Annotated in this window: 20 protein-coding genes and 2 pseudogenes; 14 read left to right on the forward strand and 8 right to left on the reverse strand. The window is 65.7% G+C overall.

The genetic code is table 11. The annotated features are described in order from the left end of the window. The first annotated feature begins 233 nt into the window (after positions 1 to 233). From WJW29_RS19130 to WJW29_RS19150, 5 genes are all read left to right on the forward strand, one after another. Positions 234 to 1,430 carry a sensor histidine kinase gene (locus tag WJW29_RS19130; protein WP_011259994.1) on the forward strand — a complete coding sequence of 399 codons (1,197 nt, stop codon included), beginning with the start codon at positions 234 to 236 and terminating at the stop codon, positions 1,428 to 1,430. Further along, positions 1,430 to 2,071, forward strand: coding sequence for a response regulator transcription factor (locus WJW29_RS19135; protein ID WP_010371538.1), 642 nt, complete (start codon positions 1,430 to 1,432; stop codon positions 2,069 to 2,071). Before WJW29_RS19130 ends, WJW29_RS19135 begins: the two co-directional genes overlap by 1 nt. 350 nt (positions 2,072 to 2,421) lie before the next feature. Beyond that, on the forward strand, positions 2,422 to 3,603 hold the full coding sequence (locus WJW29_RS19140; protein WP_011259992.1) for an SRPBCC family protein: 1,182 nt from the start codon (positions 2,422 to 2,424) through the stop codon (positions 3,601 to 3,603). 81 nt (positions 3,604 to 3,684) lie between these two features. Further along, complete coding sequence (locus WJW29_RS19145; RefSeq protein WP_027703302.1) at positions 3,685 to 4,071, forward strand: DUF423 domain-containing protein; 387 nt, start codon at positions 3,685 to 3,687, stop codon at positions 4,069 to 4,071. 2 nt (positions 4,072 to 4,073) lie between these two features. Continuing rightward, the gene (locus WJW29_RS19150) at positions 4,074 to 4,748 is read left to right on the forward strand and encodes a DNA-3-methyladenine glycosylase (RefSeq protein ID WP_011259990.1); all 675 of its coding nucleotides are present in this window, start codon (positions 4,074 to 4,076) and stop codon (positions 4,746 to 4,748) included. Between the two features lie 63 nt (positions 4,749 to 4,811). On the opposite strand, the gene WJW29_RS19155 is transcribed toward WJW29_RS19150, so the two are convergent. The 4 genes and pseudogenes from WJW29_RS19155 to WJW29_RS19170 all read right to left on the reverse strand — a co-directional run. Continuing rightward, positions 4,812 to 5,609 (reverse strand): M15 family metallopeptidase, encoded by a 798-nt coding sequence (locus WJW29_RS19155; RefSeq protein ID WP_011259989.1) that lies wholly within the window; start codon positions 5,607 to 5,609, stop codon positions 4,812 to 4,814. A 130-nt stretch (positions 5,610 to 5,739) separates the two neighbouring features. Beyond that, positions 5,740 to 5,919, reverse strand: a complete 180-nt coding sequence (locus WJW29_RS19160; RefSeq protein ID WP_011259988.1) for an Arc family DNA-binding protein — start codon at positions 5,917 to 5,919, stop codon at positions 5,740 to 5,742. Beyond that, a complete protein-coding gene (locus tag WJW29_RS19165; RefSeq protein WP_011259987.1) occupies positions 5,916 to 6,200 on the reverse strand; it encodes a hypothetical protein in 285 nt (94 codons plus the stop codon). The genes WJW29_RS19160 and WJW29_RS19165 overlap by 4 nt, the downstream gene beginning before the upstream one ends. A 9-nt stretch (positions 6,201 to 6,209) precedes the next feature. Then, a pseudogene (locus WJW29_RS19170) lies at positions 6,210 to 6,617 on the reverse strand (SPFH domain-containing protein); the annotation flags it as partial. Between the two features lie 199 nt (positions 6,618 to 6,816). Here WJW29_RS19170 and purT point away from each other — a divergent pair. After that, complete coding sequence (gene purT / locus WJW29_RS19175; RefSeq protein WP_011409230.1) at positions 6,817 to 8,019, forward strand: formate-dependent phosphoribosylglycinamide formyltransferase; 1,203 nt, start codon at positions 6,817 to 6,819, stop codon at positions 8,017 to 8,019. A gap of 199 nt (positions 8,020 to 8,218) precedes the next feature. Here purT and WJW29_RS19180 read toward each other — a convergent pair whose 3' ends face one another. The 3 genes and pseudogenes from WJW29_RS19180 to WJW29_RS19190 all read right to left on the reverse strand — a co-directional run bounded on the left by WJW29_RS19180 (position 8,219) and on the right by WJW29_RS19190 (position 9,701). Then, positions 8,219 to 8,617, reverse strand: a complete 399-nt coding sequence (locus WJW29_RS19180) for a transposase (RefSeq protein WP_143704877.1) — start codon at positions 8,615 to 8,617, stop codon at positions 8,219 to 8,221. Continuing rightward, positions 8,603 to 8,773 (reverse strand): annotated as a pseudogene (locus WJW29_RS19185) (transposase); the annotation flags it as partial. The gene WJW29_RS19180 and the pseudogene WJW29_RS19185, both read right to left, overlap by 15 nt. A 262-nt stretch (positions 8,774 to 9,035) precedes the next feature. Beyond that, positions 9,036 to 9,701: a hypothetical protein gene (locus tag WJW29_RS19190; protein WP_228329761.1), complete on the reverse strand. Its 666-nt coding sequence runs from the start codon at positions 9,699 to 9,701 to the stop codon at positions 9,036 to 9,038. Positions 9,702 to 9,975: 274 nt separating this feature from the next. Between WJW29_RS19190 and WJW29_RS19195 the strand changes: the two genes are divergently transcribed. The 6 genes from WJW29_RS19195 (at position 9,976) to WJW29_RS19220 (ending at position 18,313) form a co-directional block, all read left to right on the forward strand. Then, positions 9,976 to 10,854, forward strand: coding sequence for a M15 family metallopeptidase (locus WJW29_RS19195; RefSeq protein WP_011259982.1), 879 nt, complete (start codon positions 9,976 to 9,978; stop codon positions 10,852 to 10,854). 109 nt (positions 10,855 to 10,963) lie between these two features. Beyond that, complete coding sequence (locus WJW29_RS19200; protein WP_011409228.1) at positions 10,964 to 11,224, forward strand: PAAR domain-containing protein; 261 nt, start codon at positions 10,964 to 10,966, stop codon at positions 11,222 to 11,224. 59 nt (positions 11,225 to 11,283) lie between these two features. Beyond that, positions 11,284 to 12,765 carry a hypothetical protein gene (locus tag WJW29_RS19205; RefSeq protein WP_011259981.1) on the forward strand — a complete coding sequence of 494 codons (1,482 nt, stop codon included), beginning with the start codon at positions 11,284 to 11,286 and terminating at the stop codon, positions 12,763 to 12,765. Between the two features lie 15 nt (positions 12,766 to 12,780). Beyond that, positions 12,781 to 16,518, forward strand: coding sequence for a type VI secretion system membrane subunit TssM (tssM, locus tag WJW29_RS19210; protein WP_011259980.1), 3,738 nt, complete (start codon positions 12,781 to 12,783; stop codon positions 16,516 to 16,518). Continuing rightward, entirely contained in the window at positions 16,515 to 17,498 is a 984-nt protein-coding gene (gene tagF / locus WJW29_RS19215; protein ID WP_113084380.1) for a type VI secretion system-associated protein TagF, read from the forward strand. Before tssM ends, tagF begins: the two co-directional genes overlap by 4 nt. Then, positions 17,495 to 18,313, forward strand: coding sequence for an OmpA family protein (locus WJW29_RS19220; RefSeq protein WP_041182249.1), 819 nt, complete (start codon positions 17,495 to 17,497; stop codon positions 18,311 to 18,313). Before tagF ends, WJW29_RS19220 begins: the two co-directional genes overlap by 4 nt. 52 nt (positions 18,314 to 18,365) lie before the next feature. On the opposite strand, the gene tssA is transcribed toward WJW29_RS19220, so the two are convergent. Continuing rightward, positions 18,366 to 19,439 (reverse strand): type VI secretion system protein TssA, encoded by a 1,074-nt coding sequence (gene tssA, locus WJW29_RS19225; protein WP_011409224.1) that lies wholly within the window; start codon positions 19,437 to 19,439, stop codon positions 18,366 to 18,368. 610 nt (positions 19,440 to 20,049) lie between these two features. Between tssA and WJW29_RS19230 the strand changes: the two genes are divergently transcribed. Beyond that, positions 20,050 to 20,268: a hypothetical protein gene (locus WJW29_RS19230; RefSeq protein WP_228329634.1), complete on the forward strand. Its 219-nt coding sequence runs from the start codon at positions 20,050 to 20,052 to the stop codon at positions 20,266 to 20,268. Positions 20,269 to 20,388: 120 nt separating this feature from the next. Further along, the coding region (locus WJW29_RS19235; RefSeq protein WP_146767481.1) for a type VI secretion system Vgr family protein at positions 20,389 to 20,933 on the forward strand (545 nt) is incomplete at its 3' end.

The following is a 20,933-nucleotide window of genomic DNA, read 5'->3' on the forward strand; positions in this document are numbered from 1 at the left end:
GGGGTAACGCGTCGACCCGAAATCGGATCTGCGTTGGATTATTACATGCGGGGCCTGAAGCGGCGACCCAGCGCACGCGATCGGTCCGGCGCGCGGCATGCATCCGTATGCATCGCCGCGCAGCACTCCCGCCTCTGCTGCTACCACAGCCGCTGAGCCCATCCGCGTCCACCTGCCGCATGCATGACTTCCGGCAAGAGGGCAGCGCGGTCGCTTACGCCTAAGATGCGGACATGTTGGGATATCTCAGTCATACGCGCGTCCTGCGCTTCGCCGGCCTGTTCACCTGGGCGATGATCGTCATGCCGTTGGTGTATACGTACTGGCCGCCGGCCGAAGAGGGCGACCACCGCAGCGTGGCCGAGGCGGTGATGATGTCGGCGTTCTTCATTGGCTTCGGTGCCAGCTACTTCTGGCTGACCCGCGGTTTGAACAGCGGCGGTCACGCGCACTGGTACGACCGGCTGATCCTGCTGCTGCTCACCATCTGCGCGCTGGCGGTGAGCTATCTCAGTGGAACCGGGCTTGGCAGCATCCTGATGATGGTGGCGGCCGGGGTGATCCCGTGGCTGCTGCCGCTGCGCGTGGGCGTGCTGTGGCTGGTGCTGAGTCAGTTGGCGGTGCTGCCGGTGTTCTACTACCTGCGCCCGGACTTCACCCTGTTTGCCGCGCTGATGCAGTCGTTGCTGTACGGCGGCTTTTCGATGTTCATCTTCGTCACCAGCCTGGTGGCGCGTCAGCAGACCGATGCGCGCGAAGAACAGCGCCGGCTCAACGCCGAGCTGCGCGCCACCCGCGCGCTGCTGGCCGAAAGCGCACGCATCAACGAGCGCACCCGCATCTCGCGCGAACTGCACGACCTGCTCGGCCATCACCTCACCGCGCTCAGTCTCAATCTGGAAGTGGCCGGCCATATCACCGAGGGCCAGGCGCAGGAACATGTGCGCCAGGCGCATACGCTGGCCAAATTGTTGCTCACCGATGTGCGCGAGGCGGTCAGCCATCTGCGCGACAGCGGCGCGATCGACCTGGAAGCGGCGCTGCGCCCGCTGGTCACCCAGGTGCCGTCGCTGGATATCCATCTGGATATCGCCCAGCCGCTGACCCTGGACGACCCCGAGCGCGCCCACGTGTTGCTGCGCTGTACCCAGGAAATCATCACCAATGCGGTGCGCCATGCCGGCGCGCGCAACTTGTGGATTCAGGTGCGCCGCGACGCCGATACGGTGCTGATCGACGCGCGCGACGACGGCCACGGCGCCGATGCGGTCGCCCCCGGCAACGGGCTGCGCGGCATGCACGAGCGGCTGAACCAGTATGGTGGGAAGCTTGAGATCCAAACCCGGCGGGGTGACGGCTTCGGCCTGCGCATCGCTGTTCCAGGCGCGCCGGCCCTGATGCCTGCGGCCGTGACCCAAGGAGTGTTGTGATGATCCGTGTGTGCCTGGTCGACGATCAAACCCTGGTGCGCCAGGGGATCCGCTCGCTGTTGGCGCTGGACGACGGGATCGAAGTGGTGGCCGAGGCCTCCGACGGCAAGCAGGCGGTGGAGCAGATTCCGCAGATCCAGCCGGACGTGGTGCTGATGGACATGCGCATGCCGGTGATGTCCGGCCTGGAAGCGCTGCAGATGCTCTCGCGTAACGGCACGCTGCCGCCGACGATCATCCTGACCACCTTCGACGACGACCAGCTGGTGCTGGCCGGGCTCAAGGCCGGCGCCAAGGGCTATCTGCTCAAGGACGTCTCGCTGGAACAGCTGGTTGGCGCCATTCGTACCGTGGCCGACGGCGGCTCGCTGGTGCAGCCGGCGGTGACCCAGCGCCTGCTGTCGGGCCTGGAACATATGCGCAACGAGTTCGTCAGCCTGGATCGGCCCGATCCGCTCACCGACCGCGAGACCGAGATCCTGCGGTTGATGGCGAGCGGATTTTCCAACAAGGAAATCGCCAACTCGCTGGGCGTGGCCGAGGGCACCATCAAGAACCACGTCTCCAACATTCTCTCCAAGCTCGGCGTACGCGACCGCACTCGCGCGGTGCTGAAGGCGTTCGAGTTGCAGTTGGTGTGAGGTTGGCGCGCCGCCGCTGACCTCGATGTGCGCGTGCCGGCGGCAGGGCGGGGAATCGCATTCAGGGCGCCGCCGCCCCGTTCAAGCCGCGCTATGGGGCCGTGCAATGCCGCACGGCAAATGCGACATCACACACCCGCAGCGCGCGATGTGCATGATAGCGGCGCGCAATCGCTCAAACCCTTGTGCAGGTTGGGATTGCGCATCCCCCACGCGTCGTGTTGCGCGATGAATGACACCGTAAGACCGCGCTACCCGTCGCACAACTGAACATCTTTCTCGAAGCCTGCTAGGATGGTGGCTTCGCTTCACTCAACCCGGCCGTGGGATCGGCCCCGGAGACCTCCTGAATGACCCGTATTATCGAGTTCCTGATCGCCTTGGGGATCGTGGCTGGCTTGTTTGTCGTGGTGGGCTTGGTGTTGCCCTCGGAGCGGCAGATGTCCGAGAGTGTTGAGACCAACCGCAGAATGACGATTGTTTACGACACAGTGAACAGCTTCCGTCGTTTCAAGGATTGGAACCCGCTCGTGCTGCGTGACCCGAAGATCCAGCTGAAGCTGGCCGGCCCGGAAGAGGGCAAGGGTGCACGCGTCGAATACAGCTCCACCGAGGGCTATATCGGTAACGGCAGCTGGGAGATCACCAACAGCGTCAAGAACGAGCGTGTTGAGATCGCGATCGAAGATCCCACCAAGGGCTACGACAAGGTCACCAATTTCACCCTGGTGCCGACCGGCAAGAACAACAAGAACGTCAAGATCACCCAGGACTACAGCGTCAAGTACGGCTGGAACCTGTTCGGGCGTTATGCCGGCCTGTACGTCAGTCGCCACGTGGGCGACGACCTGAAGCTGGGTCTGTCGCGGCTTGCGACCGTACTGGCCACTGTTCCGAACTTCGACTACCGCGCTGAGCTCGACGGCAAGCCGGTGTTGAGCGACCTCAAGATCGTCGATGTGCCAACCGAGGACCTGTTGGTCGTCACCGCGGGCAACATCGATCGTGACAATGAGACGATCAAGAAGTCGATCAAGGACAACCAGGAGTGGATCAAGCGCGTCATGGATTCCAACGGCCTTGAGGCGGCTGGTCCGGTGCGCATCGTGACCACTGACTTTGCCTCCGACAAGTACGCGTTCGACGTCGTGCAGCCGGTGCGCAAGCGCGCTGGTGGCGCTCCGAAGACCGACGCCAAGGCAGACACCGCCAAGGCCGACGCCAAGAAGGACGGCGCTGCTGCCGCTGCACCGGTCGATGCAACGCCAGTGGCTGCAACGGGCGACGAGCTGAAGCTCAACATCCCCTCTGAAGCACCGGTGAAGTACCAGCGCGTTCCGGCGCACCGTTCGGCATTTGCGACCTATGCAGGTCACATGGCCGGTCTGGATGCAGTGCGTAACTCGCTGCGTGCATGGGCTGTCACCAGCGGCATGGATGTGACCGATCGTCCGTACGAAGCCTGGAAGGGTGGTGTGGACAAGTCGTTCACACAGGACGGCACGTACGACGTCTATTGGGCCATCAAGTAATCGTCTCAGCACGATGACCTGATCCAGACCGAAAACGCGCCGCAGCCCTGCGGCGCGTTTTTTTTGCGCTACGGCGCTGCCATGGAAGTTGCCTGCATGTCGTTGCTCGATCGTCGTAAGAAACACGCTTCGCTGCTGGCGTTCTGCGGCGGCCTGTTGGCTGCGACTGCCGTCGGTCTGTCGGCCTACGCCTCGCACGGCGTGGCTGATGCACTGGTGCAGTCGCGACTGCAACTGGCGGCGCTGTATGCATTTGGCCATGGCGCGGTGCTCACCGTGCTGGGTGCTACCGAAACGCGCGCGCTTGGCCAGGTAGGCTTGTACTTGCTATTGCTCGGCACCTTGCTGTTCGCCGGTAGCCTGGTTGGCGGTGCGTTGCTGCATTGGCCGACCAGCCTGGCGCCGATTGGCGGGAGTGGCCTGATGCTGGGCTGGGTGGTGCTGGCCATCGGCGCCTTGAGACACTGAGCATGCCGCGCCACGCCCGCGGATTCGATGTGGAGGCTGCGTTCGCGCATCTTGCTCGGCGTGACCGCGCGTTGGGCGCGTGGATGAAGCGCATCGGCGCGATCGCCCCGCAGCCGGGGTGGCGCAAACCGTTTGATCCGGTGGATGCGCTGGCGCGCGCGATTCTGTTTCAGCAGCTCAGCGGCAAGGCGGCTTCGACCATCGTGGCGCGGGTGAAAGTGGCGATCGGCGCGCAGCGGCTGCATGCCGATACGCTCGGTCGCATCGACGATGCAGCACTGCGTGCCTGCGGCGTTTCCGGTAACAAGGCGCTGGCCCTGCGCGATCTGGTGCGGCGCGAAAGCGCAGGTGAGATACCGTCGCTACGCAGGCTCGCTTTCATGGAGGACAACGCCATCGTCGACGCGCTGGTGCCGGTGCGCGGCATCGGCCGCTGGACGGTGGAGATGATGCTGATGTTCCGCCTGGGCCGCCCGGATCTGCTGCCCATCGACGACCTGGGCGTGCGCAAAGGTGCGCAGCGCGTGGACAAGCAGGAGCATATGCCCACCCCCAAGGAGCTGGCCGTTCGTGGCGAACGCTGGGGCCCATACCGCACCTACGCCGCGTTCTATCTGTGGAAAATCGCCGACTTCAGCGTGGCGACGAACGTGCCGACACCGCGTTCGCAGGAGTAGCGCGCTCGCACGCGGGGCCGACGCGACGGTCGGTTGTGTCGCGTCGCATGAGGTGCCGCCGACTTACGCTGCCGACCAACGCCAGTGCCACGGCTCGTAGACGATGCCATGCGGGTTGTCGCGTGGATAACTCAGGCGGTAGCCGAACGCGTTCGCGTTGTTGCGCAACCAGGCGAATGCAGGCGTGGTTGCGAAGGATTCCTCGGCCGGCGGTTCGCCCGGTGTGCCGATGTCCAGGGCGTCGCCGCTGTGATGTTCGCTGAAACCTGGCGCGGCGTTGACCGCCAGAATCTGCTCAAGGGTGAGCCCGCGCGCGCGCTTGCGCTCGAAGATGCCCAGTTGGTAGTCGTGGCTGCGGTAGCCGGAGATCGCATCGAGCACGATGTCCGCGCGCAGCGCAGCCGCGCGCAGCTGTCGCCATGCACGCGCAGCGCCGGCACTGAGCCACAGCGGACGACCGAAGCGATCGCGCCCGCCAAACTGCAGGGCAACCGGTTCGGCGATCAGTTGCAGACCGGTCTGCTCAGCATAGTCGTTTGCAGCGAGTCCCAGTTGGCTCAGTCGGCGCTGCAATCCGTCGATCGCAAGCACGTCGTCGAGGACTTGGCCGGCGCGGCCACTGGCGGTCTGCAGACGGTCCAACGCGTCATCCAGGCCCGGCTCGCGTGCCAGCCGCGGGATCAACGGCATCATGCCTTGTGGCAGATGCGCCGCCAGATAGCGCCCATCGCGCTTACGTCGCAATAGCCAATCGGCCTGCGCCAGCACGCGCGCATCCGCGTTGCCGCGCGCGCGCAACAGATCGGCCGGCCACAGTTCGATCGTGCTGGTATTGAGGAGCAGACGTGGGCAATTGCGCATCCGCCCAGCTTAGCCGGTGCTGGGTGAGGGCTGCCAGTGCGCAGTGCGGTGAGCGCTTGCATGCGTCCACGGAGAGTTCGACCGAGACTGGAGCAGTCGCCCTTTCGCCATCAATCACGCTTGAACGCATTCAAGGGCCGGAGTCTTTCTCAGCCTGCGGCTTCGGCAGTCGCCCGGCCTTGCGCAGTGCATCCCGCAGCACGTACGCGATCTGTGCATTGAGGCTGCGCAATTCATCGTCGGCCCAGCGCTGCACGGCGGCCAACACATCGGCGTTGATACGCAGCGGGTAGGCCTTTTTTTCGCTCATTCGCCGTCTCTGCCGCTGCCGTGCCGGCGCAGGTGCATCACCATCGACACGATCAGCACGTTGACGCCGATGATCATGCCGATCACCACCGCATAGATGCCGGCGCGATTGTCGCCAGCCAAATACAGGCACGCGGCGCCGACCAGGATCACTAGGCTGATCAGCGCCCAGCGCAGGCCCAGGCCGCGTGCGCGGTCGTCATCGTCCGCGCCGATAGACGCGGCGATCACCAGCGCGGGCACGCCGGAAAGCGCAACCACCAGGGGCACCATGACATTCATCGATTTGCCTCAATACAGCGAGCCGGCGTTGACCACCGGTTGGGTCCCACGATCAGAACACAACACGGTGAGCAGGTTGCTGACCATATGCGCCTTGCGCTCTTGGTCCAACTGCACCACGCCGTTCTTCTGCAGTTCCGATAGCGCCATTTCGACCATGCCCACGGCGCCAGCAACGATGCGCGAGCGTGCGGCAATCACGGCATTGGCTTGCTGACGCTGCAGCATGGCCTGGGCGATTTCCGGTGCGTAGGCAAGGTGGCTGATGCGCGCTTCGATCACGTCCACGCCTGCCTGAGTGAGGCGCTCGTCCAGATGGCGTTTGAGCTGCTCGCTGATCTCGGCCGGATGACTGCGCAGCGAGATCTGGTCGTCCTCGTGCTGGTCGTACGGATAGCTGGCCGCCATCGCGCGCAGCGTCGCCAAGGCCGGCGCCTGCGACGAGAACGACGGGAATGCCGGGTAACGAACCGATCGTCTTCTCTATTCGTGAGGGCGAGTCCTTGTGGAGTTGGAAAACCATATCAATATGATATCAGGCAAGCAGCAGTCGTTCGTCCGGCGTCGGCCTTGGCAGCCGTTAGAATGGCGCCCCCCTTCGTTCTGGACTGCGCCCATGACCACCCTTGGCACCCCGCTGTCGCCTTCCGCCACCCGCGTGCTGCTGCTGGGCTCTGGTGAGCTGGGCAAGGAAGTGGCGATTGAACTGCAGCGTTTCGGCGTGGAAGTGATCGCGGCCGACCGCTACGCCAATGCGCCGGCGATGCAGGTGGCGCATCGCTCGCACGTGCTGGATATGCTCGACCCCGCAGCGCTGCGCGTGCTGATCGCCAGCGAGCGGCCGCATGTGATCGTGCCGGAGATCGAAGCGATCCATACCGAAACACTGGTGGCACTGGAACGCGAGCAGGGCCAGAAAGTCATCCCCGCTGCGCGTGCCGCACGCCTGACCATGGACCGCGAAGGCATCCGTCGGCTGGCTGCCGAAACGCTGGGCCTGCCGACCTCGCCGTATCGCTTCGTCGACACCGCTGCCGACTACCGCGAGGCGATTGCGGCAGTGGGCCTGCCATGCGTGGTCAAGCCGGTGATGTCGTCCTCGGGCAAGGGCCAGAGCACCTTGCGCAGCGAAGCCGATATCGATGCGGCGTGGGAGTACGCGCAGACCGGAGGGCGTGCCGGCGCCGGCCGCTGCATCGTCGAAGGCTTTATCGATTTCGATTACGAAATCACCTTGCTCACCGTGCGCCATGCCGGTGGCACCTCGTACTGCGATCCCATCGGACATTGGCAGCAGGACGGCGACTATCGCGAAAGCTGGCAGCCGCAGCCGATGTCGGCCGCTGCATTGCGCCGCTCGCAGGAGATCGCCAAGGCCATCACCGACGATCTCGGCGGCTGGGGCCTGTTCGGCGTGGAATTGTTCGTCAAGGGCGACGAAGTGTGGTTCAGCGAAGTGTCGCCGCGCCCGCACGACACCGGTCTGGTCACGCTGGTCTCGCAGGAACTGAGCGAATTCGCGCTGCACGCCCGCGCCATTCTTGGCCTGCCGGTGGGCGCAGAAGACGGCGGCGTGATCGGTCAGAGCGGCCCCTCCGCATCCTGCGCGTTGCTGGCGCACGGCAATGGCGTGCCGGTGTTCGACAACGTGGCCGACGCGCTACGCGATCCGAACACCGCATTGCGCCTGTTCGGTAAACCCCGCGTGGATGGTCATCGCCGCGTCGGTGTCACCCTGGCGCGCGCGGACAGCATCGATGCTGCGCGCGAGAAGGCGCGTGTGGCGGCGGCTGCGCTGGGGATACAACTGACTGCCTGAGCTTGCGGCCGACTCGCACTGGTGCAGCGGCAGGATTGCTGCATTGACCATTTAGGGCACCTCGAAGAACCAGGTCGGAGCCGATGCAGCGCATGCATGGCGCTGACTATAGCTTTCGAAATATCAGCAATCTGCCATGTTCGGCCATGCTCTCAGCTTGCCGATGCAACGCGCGATGCGCTCTTCCGGTTTGCGGCATTCATCCCGGCCGCATCCCGGCCTGCTGCAATCGCGCCAGACGCAGCAGGTGATGGCCGGCAACCTTCAACCCGATCACCCCCTTCGCACGTGCCAAGCCGAGCGTGCGTAGGCACTTGCCACCTTGGTGCATCAGTCGCGCGAACGCGTGCTCGACAAACACCCGATCTTTGGCGATGCGCTGATTGCGACGCTGCTGCGCCCGGCTCAATGGGTTGCCGCGTGTACCGTTGTGCTGGATATCCACGCGATATCCCTCTTCCTTCAAGCGAGCTTTAGGGTCTCGATCGGCATAAGCGCCATCGACACGAATCGTGCGGGCGGTATTACCCGCATCCAGCAACCGCTCGAAGTGCCGCCTGTCATGCACGATCGCGCCGCTGACATCGTGTACGCGCATGCCGCCGAACTTGCTGCGCCACAGGGAGTACGAGGCCTCACTGAAGCCATGCCGATGGCAGAGATCCTTGATCGGCATGCCGGCCTCGGCTTCGCGCAGGAAGCCGATGATCTGCTCTTCGGAAAAACGCTTCTTCACGTCCAATCTCCTCGGGATAGGGAATTGGACTCCAAACTGAGGTGCTACTCAAACTCGGGCGGACGTCGGGCACACGGTGGAGTACCGCTAAGACCTGCGCGACCAGGTGGTCGAGGTGACGATCAACGACGACGCGCCCATCGCCATCGAGCGCGACGCGCTGGGCCGGCGCGTGTTCAAGCGCAACCCGACCCATACTACTTCGCGTGGCGGCGCCAGATAGTGCAGCGACGTGGCGCCCATGGCCGCAATGGCGAGGAATCGCTTGCGATGCGCCGCGTCAGTGCGCCGGGCAGGCCGGATCTTTGCCGGTGAGCGCTGCGCAGATATTTTTGCGGCACTCCAGGCCAGCCATCGTGTTGGCGTCGGGACATTGACGCAGTTGGCTCTGCACGTTGGAGCTGGTCGACGCCGAGCGCGAGCCGATTGCGTCGAATGCCGCGTCGGTCTCGGTCGCGTTCTTACTGTCATTGGCCTGGATCTTCGCGATCAGCGAATCAATCGAGTCTTGTTTTGCCGTCGGCTTTTCGTCGCGCTTGATGATGCCCATCAGTGTGGCCAGCAGGTCGCTGCTGTCGTCCTGTACGTGCTTGCCGCTGGCCGGCGCAGCGCGTGGTTTGCGCTGCGAGGCGGCCGCAGCCGGCTTGGCTGGCGCAGTCGCGGCGCTGGTGGTGCTGGCGGATGCGGCGCGGGGCAATCCGTCGACGGCGTGGGTCGGATCGCTGACGGCGTTGTCGTCTACGATCATTGCGCCGCCCGGCGCCGGTGTTGTGGCGGTGGTGCCGGTGCCGGCGGCCGTTGCGGGATTGGCCGGAGAGACGGTGTCGGTTGCCGGTACGGTGGTGTAGGCGTCGAACTCGGCGTCGGCCTCGGCACGTCCGGCATTCCAGCGCAGCGCCGTGAACGCCGCGCCCAGCAGCGCCACTCCGAGGACGGCGATCAGCACCAAGCGGGTGCGGTGGGTCCGCGGCGCCTTGTTGACACGGACGCTGGATGGCGCGCTGGTTGCGCGGCCTTCCATATCGGCCAAAATGCGCCCGGAGCCGAGTGGCTGGGTCTGTCCCCGGCCCGAAAGAAGACTCGGTCGATTTAATCGGCCATTATTCAAGTGCAATCCAGCCCTTGTTCGGCGAGCGCCGGGGATTTGTCTATCTTCATTCTAGTGCTTGGCGCCGGCCCGTCAACCGCACAGGAATCATCAGCATAATCAGGAGGATGTAGTGGCAGTCGTCGTTGCGGGCGTGGTGATCTTCCTGCTGGTGGTGTCTATCGCCTGCTGGCTGCTGTTGTTTCCGGAGGCGCTGGAGCGGGTGCAGGCCTGGTTAGGCGAGCGCCTGCGCGGCCTTCGGCAAGGCGCCGGGCGGGTCGGCCAGCGCGTGGGCCGCAGCGCTGGCGGAGTCGGCGAGGGGGTGCGCGGCGGGATCGGCGGGGTGACGGATTTCTTTCGGCGCCATCGCTGGGTCATCCTGTGCGCGACGCTGCTCTTGCTGTTGCCGCCGAGCGTGATCCTGCTGGTCCGGCAGAACGTGGTGCTGGAGGATTTCCGTGCCGACGACATGAATGAATCCAGCAGCATGGTGGCGCAACTGCTGCGCGGCGAACGCTTGGTGCCGCCGCTGGCGCCGCCGCCGGAGGTATTCACCACCGAGGAGATCCGCCGCACCCGCCCGGAGATCGTCACCGCGGACCGGCGCTGGGAAAGCATCGACGCCGACCTGCAACAGCGCGTGCTCGCGATCTACGAGGTCATGCGTCGCCAGTACGGCTACGAAATGGTGCTAGTGGAGGGCTATCGCAGCCCGGAGCGCCAGGCCGAGTTGATGGGCGGCGGCCGTGCCACCCGCGCCGGCTCTTGGCAGAGCTGCCACCAGTATGGCCTGGCGGTGGACAGCGCGCCGCTGCGCGACGGCAAGCTGCAGTGGGACATGGGCGATCCGTGGACCAGACGCGCCTACTTCCTCTACGGCGAGCTTGCGCAGCAGGCCGGGCTGGAGTGGGGCGGCAGCTGGCGCAGTATCAAGGACTACGTGCATCTGGAGAAGCTGGACGCCTGCCGCAGCGCCCGCGCCGCCAAGCGCGCTGAATTGGCCCAAGGGTGAGCCGTGGCTGAACTCCTGCTATCTTCTCCTGCGTGGCGGCGATCGCGTCCCACGGGGGGGATGGCGGCGACGGACCGGCCCCGGCACAAAGACCATGGAGGCAATACTTATGTCACGACCTTTTATTGTTGTAGGCGATCAGCTCGATCATGGCGGGCGCGTGGTCACAGGTTCGGCCGAAACCGATGTGGACGGCAAGCCGGTGGCGCGTATCGGCGACAAGGTGGTGTGCAACGTGCACGGTCAGACCGAGATCGCCAGCGGGGACGCCACGGTGATGATCGACGGCAAGCCGGTGGCTCGGCACGGCGACAAGACCGCCTGCGGGGGTATACTTATCTCCACTCAGGGAACGACTGGCATCGGATGACGACGCGAGGTAATTCGGCTCCCGTCGATGCCTAATCCACTCATGGAACGAGGATGCTAATGTCCGGAATTTTTCGGAACCTGTTGTCGGCCGCCGCGTTTTTCGGTGTGGCGTGGGGCGGTTCGATCTTCTATTGGCGCAGCAGCGGCACCGCGCCCAACGGCATGCAGATGCTGATGTATCTGGGCATCCTGCCAGCCGGCCTGCTGGGCGGCAGCTGGCTGCTGCGCGATATGGGGTGGCGCGCGCTGGCGCGCGCCGGCGACAGCGCTGCGGCCAAGGCCACCGAACCCAACGATTCCAAGGCGGCCGCGGTGAGTTCGTCTTCGGCGCCTGAGGCGCTGGCGCCGACTGCCGGCGCCGCGCCGGCAGTGCTTGCCGGTGCGCTGAACCTGGCCTTGGGCCAGCAACCGCAAGCCATCCTCGCGCTGCGCGGCAATCTGCCGTGGCCTGGGTTGCACAAGCAGTTCCGCGACCGGGACGGGCTGCCGGTCTTCGTCGTGCAGGTGCCGGAACTGGATGCGCCCGCTGCGACCGCGGCGATGCTCGCCTCGGTCGCAGCGGGCGCCGACGCCAACGAAGGCCCGTTGGAGCATCACAAGCGTGCCATCGCTCTGCTCGAACCGGTCGCCGAGGCGCTGTTGCTGGAGGCTGCGCAGGCGCTGCCGCCGCTGTCCGAGCCCCAGGACCGCGTGGTGGCCGGGCTGCGTCACCGGGTCGAGGCGCAGGTGCAGAACGTGCTGCGCATCGAGCTGTGGTTGCCCGCGGACTGGCCCGCTTCGCTGCACAAGGCAGTGGGCGACTGGGTGCTGGCGTCCGCCAGCGAACATGGCCTGGATCCGCGACGTTTCGCCGTGGAGGTGATCCCGATGGCGGGTGCCGACGATGCATGGTCGCGGCTGCAACACCTGGCGCGCGGCGCGCAGTCGCCGGTGGATGGCTGGCAGCTGGTCATGGCCTGCCATTCGGCGATCGACCAGACACAGCTCGAGCACATGCTCGAAAGCGGGCGGCTGATGACGCGCCGTTCGCCTGATGGACGCGTACCTGGCGAGGGCGCCAGTGGGGTCTTGCTGGCCAGCGGACCGGGCGCTTCCGGCGACGTGGTGCTGCATCCGCTGCAGCGCGCCCGGGTGCCGCTGGACGGCAGCGTCAAGGCCAGTGCGCGGCTGAGCGGCGAACTGGCGGCGCAGACCCTGCAGCGCGCCGCGCTCGCGCCCACCCACGTGGACTTGGTGCTCAGCGACGCCGACCACCGCGCCGTCCTGGCGGCCGAGGTCGCCGCCGCTGCCGCGCTGGTCTGCCCCGATCTGGATACCGCCTTGCAGTGCCTGCCGCTGGCCACCGCCACCGGCGATCTGGCCGCGGTGCAACCGCTGGCGATGCTCGCGCTTGCCCATGCCCATGTCGCCGCCGAGCAACATGCGGCACTGATGCTGAGTGTGGATCAGGCAGGTCTGCGCATCGCTACACTCATCAGTCCCCGTGTTTCCCCCCAGCCAGATACCGACGTCGGCGCCTTGCCTGCGTCCGCCGCCTAACCGGAACAGCACCCGATGTTCAGCAATCTCAGGTATTACCTTCGCGATTACCGTCTCTGGATGATTCTCGGCTTGCTCGCCGCCGCCGCAGTCGCCTACTTCGGCACCGAGGGCTTGCGCGAAATTGGCCTGTGGGCGGCGGCGGTGCTGGTGGTCTGTCTGACGATATGGCTGCTGGTGTGGATCGTGCGCCGGATCATCGCGCGCCGCGCTGCGCGCAGCCTGGATGCGATGGTGCAAGGCGAAGCCGATCGCGCGGTCGCCGCCGCGCAGCCGGCCAACCGCGCCGACACCGAAGCGCTGCGCTCGCGCATGTTAGAGGCGGTCAAGGCGATCAAGTCCTCGCGCCTGGGCGTGCTCAAGGGCAAGGCGGCGCTGTACGAACTGCCGTGGTACGTGATCATTGGCAATCCTGCGGCTGGCAAGAGCACCGCGATCCTCAATTCCGGGTTGCAGTTCCCGTTCGAGGACAATCGCGGCAACGTGATCCAGGGCATCGGTGGCACGCGCAATTGCGATTGGTACTTCACCATGACCGGTATCGTGCTTGATACCGCCGGTCGGTATTCGGTCAGTGTCGAAGACCGCCTGGAATGGCTCACCTTTCTCGCGCTGCTGAAAAAGCACCGGCCGCGCGCGCCGATCAACGGCATCATCATCGCCGCCAGCATCGCCGAACTGTCCGGTAGCAAGCCCGAGTTCGCGATCGAGCTGGCCAAGAACCTGCGCCAGCGCGTGCAGGAAATCACCCAGCGCCTGGAAGTGTTCGCGCCGGTGTACGTGGTGTTTACCAAGGCCGACCTGATCGCCGGCTTCTCCGAATTCTTCCACAATCTGGATCCGTCCGAGCGCGAGAACGTGTGGGGTGCGACCCTGCCCTACGATCCGACCGCCAATACCGATGCGCTGGCCGCCTTCGACACTCATTTCGACGAACTGGCCGAAGGCCTCAAGGAAATGAGCCTGGCGCACATGGCGATGCAGCGTGGGCGTCAGGTGTCGCCGGGCCTGCTGACACTGCCGCTGGAGTTCGTCGGCATCAAACCGGCGCTGCGCACCTTCATCGCCACGCTGTTCGAAGAAAACCCCTATCAGTTCAAGCCGGTGTTCCGCGGTTTCTACTTCAGCAGCGCGTTGCAGGAAGGCCATTCCGTGCACCACGCCTCCGAGCGGGTGAGCCGCCAGTTCGCGCTGCAGGCGCGTGCGCAATCCGGCGAAGCGGTGCCGTCGGGACAGACCGCTTACTTCCTGAAAGACCTGTTCCGCAAGGTCATCTTCACCGACAAACAGCTCGTCCGGCAGTACTCCAGCCCGCACCAGAACCGCCTGCGCTACGGTGTCTTCCTCGGTGGCGTCGCCGTGCTGGCGTTGGCGCTGGGTCTGTGGACCTGGTCGTACACCACCAACGTGCAACTGGTGAACAACGCCACCAAGGATCTGGATCAGGCCGTGCGCGTGCAGGCCAACCGGGTCGACTTGCAATCGCGCATCGACGCGCTGCTGCTGTTGCAGGATCGGCTCGAGCAGCTGGACCGCTACAAGCAAAAGGGCGGCATCACCTCCGGGCTGGGCCTGTACCAGGGCGGCAACATCCGCAAGAAGCTGCTGGCCGAGTACTACAACGGCATGCGCCAGGTGATGCTTGAGCCGACCACCGCCAATCTGGAGTCGTTCCTGGGGCAAGTGGTCAGCGAGCGCGACAGGCTCGGCAAGGCGGCCGGCCCGCAGCAGGCCGCGCAGCAAGACAGCGTGCTGTATCAGGACGCGTCGCCGACCGATACCAACGACGCCTACAACGCGCTGAAGACCTACCTGATGCTGGGCAACCGCAAGCACGTGGAGAGCGCGCACCTGACGCAGCAGCTGACCCTGTTCTGGCGCGGCTGGCTGGACGCCAATCGCGGCCAGATGACCCGCGAGGAGATGACCCGCGCGGCCGAGAAGCTGATGACGTTCTACGTCGCCCAGGCCGAAGATGCGCAGTGGCCGCAGGTGCAGACCAAGGTCACCCTGGTCAACGACAGCCGCGAGGCGCTGACCCGGGTGATGAAGGGCCAGCCGGCGATGCAACGCGTATTCGCGCAGATCAAGGCGCGCGCGGCGGCGCGCTTCCCCACGGTGACGGTCAACGCGCTGATCGGCGAGGAAGCCAACAGCGGCGCGATCACCGGCAGCTATGCCATTTCCGGGGCGTTCTCGCGCGAGGCGTGGGAAGAATACGTCAAGGACGCGATCAAGGAAGCGGCCAATACGCAGCTCAGCACCACCGACTGGGTCCTGGACACGAGCGAGCAGAGCGACCTGTCGCTGGCCGGCAGCCCTGAGCACGTCGCGCGCGAACTGGTGACGGCGTACAAGCAGGAATACGCCAAGGAGTGGCGCAAGTTCATCCAGGGGATCAGCGTGGCGCCGTTCCATGGCTTCGACCAGGCGCTGTCGCGGATGAATCGCATCGGCGATCCGGCCAACTCGCCGTTGCGCAAGCTGCTGGAAAAGATCGACGAGCAGACCATCTGGGACAACCCGATGGCCGACGCCTTATCGAAGAAGGCGTCCGGCGGGGTCGTCGCCTGGTTCCAGCGGGTGATCCTGCGCCGCGATCCGGCCGAAGCCGGCAAAGCTGAGCAGCAGCCGGTCGGCCCGATCGGCAAGACCTTCGAGGGCCTGGCGCGGCTGATGACCAAGCGCACGGACCAGCCGGCGGTCATTGATGCCTACTTCGACAAGTTGGCCAAGTTGCGCACGCGCATGAACGCGATCAAGAACCAGGGCCAGATCGGCGTCGGCGCGCGCAAGCTGATGCAGGACACCTTCAGCAACGAAGGCTCCGAACTCAGCGCCGCGCTGACCCTGGTGGACGAGCAGATGCTGACCGGGCTGGATGAAACCCAGCGCGACGCGATGCGTCCGCTGTTGCTGCGTCCGTTGACCCAGACCTTCGCCGCGCTGGTGCCGCCGACTGAGAACGAGATCAACCGGGTGTGGGCGGCGCAGGTCTACGAACCGTTCCGTAACGGCATCGGCCAGCGCTATCCGTTCAACCTCAACACGGACGTGGATGCCGCCCCCGGCGACGTGGCTGCGATCTTCGGCGCCAGCGGCGCGATCGCCGCGTTCAACAAGGACGCACTCGGCACCTTGGTGATCCAGCGCGGCAACCTGCTCGAATCGCGGCGTTGGGCGGGCATCGGCATCACCTTGTCCAGCGAACTGGTGGCCAACTACGGCAACTGGGTCAGCGGCCAGTCCGGCGCGGTGGCCAAGGACGTCAGCATCTTCGAGCTCCTGCCGATGCCGGCGGTAGGCGCGATCGAATACACCATCGACATCTCTGGCCAGACGCTGCGCTACCGCAACACCCCGCCGCAGTGGATGACCATGCAGTGGCCGAACGCCGGTGCGGTGCCCGGTGCCAAGATCACCGCGGTCACCAGCGACGGGCGCAGCGTCGAGATGTTCAATGCGCCTGGCGACAATGGCCTTGGCCGCTTGATCAAGGCAGCCGCCCAGGAACCCGTGGACGATGCCACCCGTCGCTTCACCTGGAGCGACCAAGGCGTGTCCATCAGCGTGCAGATGCGCATCGTGCAGAGTGCCGGCAAGGCTACCGGGGGGGGCGACTGGCAGCGTGGCCTGCAACTTCCGGCGACGGTGGCCGGTAGCCCGACAACCGTCGGTGCCGATGCGCCAGCGGCCGCTGCGCCGCCCGGTTCGGTTCCGGCGGGTGCGTCCGCACAAGAAGGTGGCCAATGAGTCGCGAAGTCAGTGTAGGCGTCTCCTACTTCGGCAAGGTACCTTCCCGCGGCGATTTCGTGCGCGCGGCCGACAACCATCAACTGCTCGGCTGGCTCGACCGCTGGGCGGGTCTGAGCGTGGATCTGCTGAGCCAGAACCCGGACTGGAAGCGGCTCTACGACGAAGCGCCCGACATCCACTACGCGTTCCTGGGCTCGCGCAGCAAGATGGTGCTGTGCGGGCATTTCCAGCCCAGTCGCGATGCGTCGCAGCGCCGCTTCCCGTTGCTGTCGGCGGTCCGTCTGGAGGCCAGCGAGCCGCTGTCGTTCATCGCCCGCAGTCCGCTTGCGATGTCCAAGGTCTGGTCCGGGCTGTCGCGGATGGCCAAGCAGGCGATGGTCGCGGACGATGCCGGCCCGGCGCTCACCGCGCTCGCCGACACCCGCTACACGCTGAGCACCGACGCGTCGGCGTACAACGCCACCTTCAACGACTTCCTCGATATCCAGACGGTCGGCTCGATCGAGGCTTTGCTGCGCACGGCCGGCCATCCCGACGTGTCGTTGAAGAAACTGCTGCCGGCACTGGGCCTGCTGCTGCAGCCGATCCTCGCCGGCGGCAACGTGTCGGTGGACAAGGCGCTGGAGCTTCCGCTGGTGCAGGACGCGCTGTACCGGCCGCTGCTGGCCGCGTTCTGGCTGGACATCGTCGCCTGCTTCGTTGCGCGCGGCGATTTCGAACTGGCGGTGCTGATCCGCAACGATGCTGCACCGCGCATGCTGATCGGCTTCAACGGTGCCGACCACCAGGCGCTGCGCGCAGCGCTGGACCCACGCGAGGCCGGTGATTTCCTGATCCGCGTCCAGGACGCCGATTGGGTCGAGGACTACATGCACAGCGATTACAACCTCAACAAGCTAGCCAGCTATCTGGATCGGGACGACCTGGCGTTGAAGACGGCCCGCAAGTTGTTCGGCGAGATTTTCCTGGGGACATGAATATGCGACACCTGAGTGCCAGAACCCTCGCCCTGAGTGGCCTGATAACCGCGTTCGCCGCCTCCGCCCAGGTCGCCGCGCCTGCCGCCACGCCTGCCGCCACGCCTGCCACGGGCGGTGTCGGCGAACGCCCGGTGATCGTGGAGGGCGTGGTGCCGGATCAGGCCACCAAGGTCCGCATCCTGAATAACCTGCGTGACACCTACGGCAGTGCCCGCATCGTCGATCGGGTGCAGGTCGAGTCGATTCCCTCGCCGCCGAACTGGGGCGAGTACGTCGCCAAGATGGTGTCGCCAGGACTCAAGCGCGTGGCTGCAGGCAAGCTCGAGGTCAACGGCCAGGCGGTGCGGATCAGCGGGCAGGTAGTCAACGAAGCGCAGCGGCAACAGGTCGCCAGTGACCTTAGCCTGGCCAGCAACACCTCCTACACGGTGACCAACAGCCTCAAGCTCGGCGGCTCGGAACAGGGCGTGCTGGACCAGACGCTGGGCAACCGCATCATCGAGTTCCAGAGTGGCAGCTCGCGGCTGACGCCGCTGGGCATGCGCATCCTCGACGAGATGGTGGAAAAGATGTCGCAGATGAAGGACGCGCGCTTCCTGATCATCGGCCACACCGACAATGTCGGCCAACGCGAGAGCAACCTCGCGCTGAGCCAGGCGCGCGCGCAGGCGGTGAAGGACTACATAGTGCAGAAGGGCATCGACGGTGCGCGCATGAACGTGCAGGGCAAGGGCCCCGACCAACCGGTGGCCGATAACGCCAGCCCGGACGGGCGTGCGCGCAACCGGCGTATCCAGTTCAAGATCCAGTAGGCGCCTGTGAGGCCGTCCCGCGCGACGCGCGGGGACGGGGCGGGTTCGTAACCTACTGCTCCAGGTTCTGGTTGACGTCCAGCATCTCTTCCATCTGGTTGAGGACGCTGCCGTCTTTGATAACCCGCTTCAACCACACGTGCAGCGGCATCTCGCCCCAGCGCGCGGCTTTTTCGGCCAAGTAGGCGACGGGGCTGTGCGGTTCGGTACGCCGGAAGAATTCGGCGACCTGACGCAGCTGCGCCAACGCTTCCTTGCGGGTGGTCGGTGCGCCGCCCGGCTCGCGTGGCGCCGGCGGCGGCGCCGACGGCGCGTCCTTGTTCGCGGCCGGGCCGAACCCGATGCCCGGCATGTCGTGCGGGCCGGCTTCGGCCTCGCCATCCAGCAGTAGCCCAGCATCGCGGGCGAACCGCGCCACGGTGCGCTGCAGGTGTTCCACCTGCTCGCGCACCGCGCTGAAGCTGGGTCCGTCGATGCCTAGGCGATCGTCCACCGCCGCCTGTAGCGACTGCAGCGCTTCGGCGCAATTGAGTAGCGCATCGACCAACTGCCGGTAGAAATCGTGAGGCGTATCGCGCCGTACGGCCTCGAGCAGGTCCAGGCTGGGCTGGCCTTCGTCGTCGCCGGATCCGGCATTGGCGCTGCGGGTATGCGCGGCCTCGAAAGCGTTGAGACCGAAACGGCCCTGCGGTCCCGAGGCGATCGGCACCGCGCGCAACCAATGCAGCGAATTGGTCAGCAGCCAGCTCAGGTTGCCGATGCGCTCTTCGTGGTCGCCATCGACGACCAGCGGGTGCACCTCGTCCCAGTACCGGTCGCATAGCCCGGCGATCAGCCGGTAACCCAGCGCCAGCCCGGCGAAGCCGTCGATCTGGGTGGTCGCCTCGGTCATCCAGCCGGCCAGGCGTAGGTCCTTGGTACGCGTCTGCAGCAGATCGCCGCACTGGCGGGCGACGCTGGACCAGTCCGCATACTTGATATCGGTCTGCCACTCGCCCTGGTCCAGGGTCGGATCGTCCGAGCGTCTGGCTTCCTGGATGCGATCGAACTCGATGGAGAAAGACAGGTCTTCGCCGGCCGGCTGATGGTCGGAAATCGGCGCCAGCAGGGCATCCAGATCCAGCATGGCAGTTCTCGTCGGTAAGGGGCGTTGGAGATTCTAGCGTGCCTTGATTGGGGCGGCGGGTCAGATTTCCCTGAAAAACCTGGCGGCGATGGAGCTGTCGCGCTACCTGCGGCGCGCGCTGTGCAGCGGCCTGCCGTCGGTTCCGGCGTGACACATGCGGTTGGCGCCGCCACGTCGTCGTCCCTAGGGGGGGAGGGGGGCGAGTCCGCTTGCCGGCGGCGTGGGCGCAAACCCTTGGTCTATATTGCCTTTGCGCAAGGAGCGACGCGCCGGTGCCAGCGCTGACCCTGTCATCGAAGATCCCCGGGCCGGCAAGCACGCGTGGACCACGCTGCCATCCTGGTCTATTGTTCGTGCCGTCCGGCGACTTTGCGCTGCCGTATACCGGGGGGAATTCCCACAGCGCGACCCGACGGATGCCACGGGGCGTTTTCGAATTGCAAATGCTGACAATGCAGACGGCGCAAGTGTGTCAAGGAAGCGGACTTCTTCATTTTTCCAAGGAGAGTGATCATGCGAACGCGTATTGCCAACTATTCGTCCGTGGCCTTCGTCGGCGCGTTGTGGGTGGCGCTGCTGCTGTTCGGCGTATTCGCGGCGGTATCGGTACATGAAGAGCGTGCGCGATCGCGTCGACGGCATCGGCGTGACGGCGATCCACCATGGAGAGGCCGGGTGTTCAGTCGCCGCCGCGCTGTCGCTGCTGACCGTCGGTTTGTGCAACGCGACGCCGTCTCTGCGCGCAAAAGGCGTCTGCGCGAAAGAACAGGCGCGGCAATGCCGGTACGTCGGCCGAGCCGCCAGGATTGCCCAAGCAGCACCGAACTGAGGGTGTGCCGCAGACGGGGGACCGTCATGCCCGCCGCAGCATTCGTCTGTTAAATTCGCCGTCCAGGGCCAGGAAACGATGTTGCCCGGGGCGCGATGGCCCGAGGACAGAGGTATTGTGATGGAAGCACTGAATGCATTGATGTTTCAGGGGGCCTTGCTGTCCGACAGCGGTCGCCTATACCGCTTGCAGCTGCCTGGCGGGGATGTCCAGGTGGTGGAGCGCTGGAGCGGGTCGGAACGGCTGAGCGGCGGTTTTGAGTGGTGGGTGGACGTGCTGAGCACGCAGGCGGGCTTGCCGCTGGAGGCGTGGCTGGGGCGGCGCGCGACGCTGTACAGCCGGCTGGCCGATGGCGATGAAAGCCCGCGCACGGGGCTGATCCACGACGCGTACGCACTGGGCAGCGACGGCGGGCTGGCGCGCTACCGGGTAGGCTTGGTGCCGTGGACGTGGTGGTTGTCGCAGGGCCGGCACAGCCGGGTATTCCAGGAACGCACGCTGGTGCAGATCGTGGAAGCGGTGTTCGCCGACTATGCGCCGATGGCAAGCTGGCAGTGGAGCGAGGAGACGAGCGCGTTCCTGGCCCAGGCGCGGCCGCGCAGCTACTGCGTGCAGTACCGCGAGAGCGACCTGGATTTCGTGCAGCGGCTGCTGGCCGAGGAAGG

Source organism: Xanthomonas sp. JL1 (assembly GCF_038405005.1).

What these genes read in the sequence shown, in the direction of transcription:
- tssM (WP_011259980.1), top strand. Translation starts at nt 12,781, where the DNA reads ATGTTCAGCAATCTCAGGTATTACCTTCGCGATTACCGTCTCTGGATG.
- WJW29_RS19180 (WP_143704877.1), bottom strand. Translation starts at nt 8,617, where the DNA reads ATGCGCGTACACGATGTCAGCGGCGCGATCGTGCATGACAGGCGGCAC.
- WJW29_RS19155 (WP_011259989.1), bottom strand. Translation starts at nt 5,609, where the DNA reads ATGCGCAATTGCCCACGTCTGCTCCTCAATACCAGCACGATCGAACTG.
- WJW29_RS19165 (WP_011259987.1), bottom strand. Translation starts at nt 6,200, where the DNA reads ATGAATGTCATGGTGCCCCTGGTGGTTGCGCTTTCCGGCGTGCCCGCG.
- WJW29_RS19145 (WP_027703302.1), top strand. Translation starts at nt 3,685, where the DNA reads ATGGAAGTTGCCTGCATGTCGTTGCTCGATCGTCGTAAGAAACACGCT.
- WJW29_RS19230 (WP_228329634.1), top strand. Translation starts at nt 20,050, where the DNA reads ATGAAGAGCGTGCGCGATCGCGTCGACGGCATCGGCGTGACGGCGATC.
- WJW29_RS19130 (WP_011259994.1), top strand. Translation starts at nt 234, where the DNA reads ATGTTGGGATATCTCAGTCATACGCGCGTCCTGCGCTTCGCCGGCCTG.
- WJW29_RS19135 (WP_010371538.1), top strand. Translation starts at nt 1,430, where the DNA reads ATGATCCGTGTGTGCCTGGTCGACGATCAAACCCTGGTGCGCCAGGGG.
- tagF (WP_113084380.1), top strand. Translation starts at nt 16,515, where the DNA reads ATGAGTCGCGAAGTCAGTGTAGGCGTCTCCTACTTCGGCAAGGTACCT.
- WJW29_RS19140 (WP_011259992.1), top strand. Translation starts at nt 2,422, where the DNA reads ATGACCCGTATTATCGAGTTCCTGATCGCCTTGGGGATCGTGGCTGGC.
- WJW29_RS19220 (WP_041182249.1), top strand. Translation starts at nt 17,495, where the DNA reads ATGAATATGCGACACCTGAGTGCCAGAACCCTCGCCCTGAGTGGCCTG.
- tssA (WP_011409224.1), bottom strand. Translation starts at nt 19,439, where the DNA reads ATGCTGGATCTGGATGCCCTGCTGGCGCCGATTTCCGACCATCAGCCG.
- WJW29_RS19205 (WP_011259981.1), top strand. Translation starts at nt 11,284, where the DNA reads ATGTCCGGAATTTTTCGGAACCTGTTGTCGGCCGCCGCGTTTTTCGGT.
- WJW29_RS19150 (WP_011259990.1), top strand. Translation starts at nt 4,074, where the DNA reads ATGCCGCGCCACGCCCGCGGATTCGATGTGGAGGCTGCGTTCGCGCAT.
- WJW29_RS19160 (WP_011259988.1), bottom strand. Translation starts at nt 5,919, where the DNA reads ATGAGCGAAAAAAAGGCCTACCCGCTGCGTATCAACGCCGATGTGTTG.
- WJW29_RS19200 (WP_011409228.1), top strand. Translation starts at nt 10,964, where the DNA reads ATGTCACGACCTTTTATTGTTGTAGGCGATCAGCTCGATCATGGCGGG.
- purT (WP_011409230.1), top strand. Translation starts at nt 6,817, where the DNA reads ATGACCACCCTTGGCACCCCGCTGTCGCCTTCCGCCACCCGCGTGCTG.